This window comes from Mesorhizobium sp. M7A.F.Ca.CA.002.05.1.1 (genome assembly GCF_003998335.1).
Lineage (GTDB): Bacteria > Pseudomonadota > Alphaproteobacteria > Rhizobiales > Rhizobiaceae > Mesorhizobium.
In genome coordinates this window covers 1-4,915 of sequence record NZ_RZQI01000435.1, presented here as the reverse complement: position 1 = coordinate 4,915, position 4,915 = coordinate 1, and the positions used below count along the sequence as shown (strand labels likewise).

The window sequence follows — 4,915 nt, the reverse complement described above, 5'->3', positions numbered from 1 at the left end:
GGATGGCGAAGGCCAGCCCCGCCTTCGACAGGACACCGATAAGCCTGCTGCCACGCGTGAAGCGGTCGTTGCGGTTCACACCGCCGATCTCCATGGCCGCTTCGGTCACGCCATCTCCTCCCCCGTGGCCAGCGCCATGATGCGTTCCTCGCTCAATTCGCTGCGCAGGAGAGGCTCGGAGGCGTGTCCATCGCGCATCACCACCACGCGGTCGCAGACGCCAAGGATTTCGGGCAGTTCCGAGGAGATCATCACCACCGCCATGCCGCCTGCGACGAGCTGGCCAATGATGTGGTGGATCTCGGCCTTGGCGCCGACGTCGACGCCCCGCGTCGGCTCGTCGAGGATCAAGACCAGGGGCTTGGCGGCAAGCCATTTGGCGATGACCGTCTTCTGCTGGTTACCGCCCGACAGAAGGCTGATGCGCCGTTCGCCGTCGGGCGGTGAAATCGAAAACTGCTTGACCGAGTCCGCGGCAAGCGCGTGATCGGCGCTGCGGCTGATGCGCCCGAAACGGCTCAGGCGGCGCAGTATGGGCAGGCTGATGTTTTCCCGGATCGACATTCCAGGCACGACGCCGTCGCCCTTGCGATCTTCCGGAACATAGGCAATGCCTGCCCTGACCGCCTGGGATGGCGAGTTGATCGAGACCTCGCGTCCGTTGACGCTGACTGTGCCTTCGACAAGCCGCGACAGGCCGAAGATCGCGCGGGCGACCTCGGTGCGGCCAGCGCCCACCAGCCCGGTCAAGCCCAGTATCTCGCCGGCGCGTACATCGAAGCTGACATCGCGGAAGCGCGCGCCGTCGCTGATGCGTTCGACGCGCAGCACCGACTTGCCGATCTCGGCCGGGCTTTTCGGGAAGACATTGCTGACTTCGCGACCGACCATCAGCCTGATCATGTGAGCGGCATTTATGCCTTCGATCGGCCGCGTCTCGATCATTGATCCGTCGCGCAGCACAGTCACCTCGTCGGCAATTTCGAGCACCTCCTTCAGTCGGTGGCTGATATAGATGATGGCGATTCCGTCATCGCGCATCTTGCGCAAGATCCGGAACAACGCCGCCGTCTCATGCTCGCTGAGGCTGGATGTCGGTTCGTCCAGGACGATGATCCTGGGCTGCGCCGCGTAGGCCTTGGCGATCTCGACGAGCTGCTGCTGGCTGATCGACAGGTTGCCGAGCCGTTCACGCGGGTTGATGGCCGCTCCGAGCTCATCGAGGACGGCGGCTGCAGCCCGGATCATCTCGCCCTTGCGCAGAAAGGTCCACTTGCCCGGCATGCGGCCGAGATAGACGTTTTCGGCGACGCTCAGGTCGGGGACCAGATTGATTTCCTGATGCACCATGCGGATGCCCAGCGCCTGGGCATCGGCGGGCCGGCGCATGCGCACTTCGGCGCCGCCGACCCTGATTGCGCCGCTGGTGGGTGCGTAGGACCCGTTGAGCACTTTCATGAGCGTCGATTTGCCGGCGCCGTTCTCACCCACGACCGCATGAACGGTGCCGAATTTCACGGCGAAATTGACGTTGGACAGAGCCTTCACGCCCGGGAACGTCTTGCTGATGCCTCGCATGTCCAAGGCGCAATCGGCGGCGACAGTCATATCTGGCTAGGTTCCTCCTGGCGGCCGGCCGATCGTCCTCGGTATCGGCCATCGATATTTTAGTATAATAGCTGCTTCAACACAGCTCGACCCCTCTTCGAACTGGCTTGAACGTCCGGGCTTTTGAACACGCGACTCAGTCCAGGCTCTCGGTTGCGGTTGAATTTCTCACCGCGGATGATGACTATTGCACTAATATAATAGTTCTGGCAAGGTGGATTTCCGGCGGTCGTTATGAACATCGTGTCCACCGACACCCGACCGCTTCCATTGGATGCGTTCCGATTGACATTCTAGTATTATCTGGCCATTTCTGGTGAACGAAGATACGGATTTGCAATGGACCTGGATCCTTCGACGCTCAATCGGGCTCTTCCGCTCCGCGATCAGATCTACCACAAGATCCGCAACCTGATCGTCGTCGGGCAGCTGAAGCCGGGAGAGGTCATCAACGAAGTCGCCATCGCGGAGGCCCTGGGGGTGTCGCGCACCCCGGTGCGCGAAGCGGTCAAGCGCATCAGCGACGAGGGCCTGGTCAAGATCTTGGCACAGACCGGCACCTATGTCGCTCCGATCAGCCGGGCCGACCTGGAAGAAGCCTATGTCATTCGGCGGGCACTGGAGATGGAGAGCGCCCGACGCGCGGCCGCCAAGTTCACACCGGCCGCCAGCGAATTGCTGGAAGACAACATGGCGGCGCACCGGCTCGCCATATCGCGAGGCAGATATGCCACCGCGATACAGCTCGACGATGTCTTTCACCGCACCATCGCCGAGATCTGCGGCCTGCCGATGATCTGGAGAGCCGTCGACATCTCAAAGGCACAGATGGATCGCGGCCGCTATCTCGCCATCCCCAAGCCGGGCTATGGCGAACAGACGATCGAGCAGCACGAGGCCATTTTCGACGCGCTGAAGCGCCACGACGCCGAGGGTGCGGCGCAAGCGATGGAACACCATCTCGAGACGTCGTTCCGCAACACGCTCGAAGTCGCCGCCGACCTTCTCGACTGAAGCCCTGCGAGCCACCGGCATGCAAAGAATGGGACTTTGTATCGGCGTGAAAGCAGAGGCGATCGCGGACTACAGGCGCGTCCACGCCGCTGTCTGGCCCGACGTCCTCGAGGTCATCAGCGGCGCCAACATCCGCAACTATTCGATCTTCCTGCGCGAACCGGAGAACCTTCTGTTCGCCTGCTGGGAGTATCACGGCAGCGACTTCGCCAAGGATGCGGCGCGAATGGGCGAGTCGCCGGCGATGCGCAAATGGTGGGAGCTGTGCGACCCCATGCAGACGCCACTGCCGACGCGCGCCGACGGCGAATGGTGGGCGGCGATGGAAGAGGTCTTCCATCTCGACTGACCGTGTCCCGGCCGGGCGGCGATCCGTTGTTTCATCCAGCCGTTTGCCGCCCTCAAACTGCGCCGCAAGGCGCTCTCATCGCACGCCACTCACCTGACCGATCCGCCGCAACGCCCTGCAGTCCAGGCCTTTCGCAACCGCACCTTGACCACTGACATTCTATTATATTAGTATTCCAAATCACTTTTGCCTCTCGACGCTCCTTGTCGGGGAGAGCCTTTTCAGAGTTTGGGTCATGGCACGGTTCATCAAGCTGTCGGATACAGACAACATTCTTCTGGCGGTCGATCCGTTGAAGATCGGCGACAAAGCCGGGGACGTGGCAGCGAAGGCGCGCATACCGCGCGGGCATAAGATGGCCCTGCGCGACATCGGCTCGGACGACCCGATCGTGAAATACGGCCAGACCATTGGCTTTGCGCGGGAACCCATCGTCGCCGGCGACTGGGTTCACGAGCACAATGTGTATCTGCGCAATTTCGAACGCGACTACGTCTTCGGCACCAATACCAGGCAAACCGAGATCGTTGCCGAGGCCGAGCGGGCCACCTTCATGGGTTACCGTCGGCCGAGCGGCAAGGTCGGCACGCGCAACTTCATCGCCGTCCTGACGTCAGTGAATTGCTCTGCCAGCGTCGCCCGGTTCATCACCGACGAGGTCAACCGGTCTGGCATCCTGCGCGACTATCCCAATATCGACGGCATCATCGCACTCGTCCACGGCACTGGCTGCGGCATCGACACCAAGGGTCCCGCTTACGACCTGCTGAAGCGCACGCAATGGGGCTTTGCCACGAACCCCAATGTCGGCGGCGTGCTGATGGTCGGGCTCGGCTGCGAAGCGTTCCAGATTCCGCGCTGGATGCAGTCGTACAACATCGAGGAGAGCACGATTTTCCGCACGATGACGATCCAGGAAACCGGCGGCACGCGAAAGACAGTCGAGGCCGGCGTTAAGGCGATCGTCGACATGCTGCCTACGGTGAACGCCGCCGAAAGGACGCCGCAACCAGCCTCCGAACTGGTGCTAGCACTGCAATGCGGCGGATCGGACGGTTACTCCGGCATCAGCGCCAATCCGGCACTGGGTGCTGCGGTGGACCTGCTTGTCGGGCAAGGCGGCACGGCCGTGCTCTCGGAGACGCCCGAAATCTATGGCGCCGAACATCTTCTCGCCTTGCGCGCCGAGAGCCGCGCGGTGGGTGAAAAGCTGATCGAGCGCATCCGCTGGTGGGAGGATTATACCGCCAGGCACGACATGGAGATGAACAACAACCCTTCGCCCGGCAACAAGCTGGGTGGGCTGACGACCATCCTGGAGAAATCGCTCGGCGCCTCCGCCAAGGGCGGCACCACCAATCTGCGCGCAGTGCTGGAATATGCCGAGCCGATCAACGAGCGCGGCCTCGTCTTCATGGATACGCCTGGCTACGATCCGGTCTCGGCCACCGGGCAGGTCGCCGGCGGCGCCAACATATTGTGCTTCACCACCGGCCGCGGTTCGGCCTTCGGCTGCAAGCCGACGCCCTCGATCAAGCTTGCCTCCAACACCTTTATCTTCGAGCAGATGCGCGAGGACATGGACATCAATTGCGGAGACATACTGGACGGCGTCTCGCTGGCCGAGAAGGGCGAGGAAATCTTCGCCGAGATCCTGCGCGTCGCATCCGGCGGGCGCACCAGGTCGGAAGCGCTCGGCTATGGCGACAACGAGTTCGTGCCATGGAGCCTTGGCGCAACCATGTAGCGATATCGCCCGCCTGCGCAGGCCGGCCTTTATCCCGGAAGTAGCTCAAACGGAAAGAACCGCTCGACATGAACAGGATCGATCTTGACGGCCAGCACGCTGTGGTCACCGGCGGCGCCCAGGGCCTCGGCTTTGCGATGGCCAGACGTTTCGTCGCCTCCGGCGCGACGGTAACCTTGTGGGACCTCGATGAGGCC

At 62.5% G+C, this 4,915-nt stretch carries 5 protein-coding genes; 4 read left to right on the top strand and 1 reads right to left on the bottom strand.

Annotation, left to right across the window (positions count from 1 at the left end; translation table 11 throughout):
• Positions 1-105: 105 nt before the first annotated feature.
• On the bottom strand, positions 106-1,608 hold the full coding sequence (locus EN939_RS20830; protein WP_127269484.1) for a sugar ABC transporter ATP-binding protein: 1,503 nt from the start codon (positions 1,606-1,608) through the stop codon (positions 106-108).
• Positions 1,609-1,947: 339 nt separating this feature from the next.
• Here EN939_RS20830 and EN939_RS20825 point away from each other — a divergent pair, with 339 nt between their 5' ends.
• From EN939_RS20825 to EN939_RS20810, 4 genes are all read left to right on the top strand, one after another.
• Positions 1,948-2,622, top strand: coding sequence for a GntR family transcriptional regulator (locus EN939_RS20825; RefSeq protein ID WP_127269483.1), 675 nt, complete (start codon positions 1,948-1,950; stop codon positions 2,620-2,622).
• Between the two features lie 19 nt (positions 2,623-2,641).
• A complete protein-coding gene (locus EN939_RS20820) occupies positions 2,642-2,971 on the top strand; it encodes an L-rhamnose mutarotase (protein ID WP_127269482.1) in 330 nt (109 codons plus the stop codon).
• A gap of 235 nt (positions 2,972-3,206) precedes the next feature.
• Positions 3,207-4,718 carry a UxaA family hydrolase gene (locus tag EN939_RS20815; RefSeq protein ID WP_127269481.1) on the top strand — a complete coding sequence of 504 codons (1,512 nt, stop codon included), beginning with the start codon at positions 3,207-3,209 and terminating at the stop codon, positions 4,716-4,718.
• Positions 4,719-4,786: 68 nt separating this feature from the next.
• Positions 4,787-4,915, top strand: a 129-nt coding sequence (locus EN939_RS20810; RefSeq protein ID WP_127269480.1) for an SDR family NAD(P)-dependent oxidoreductase, incomplete at its 3' end; no start/stop codon positions are given.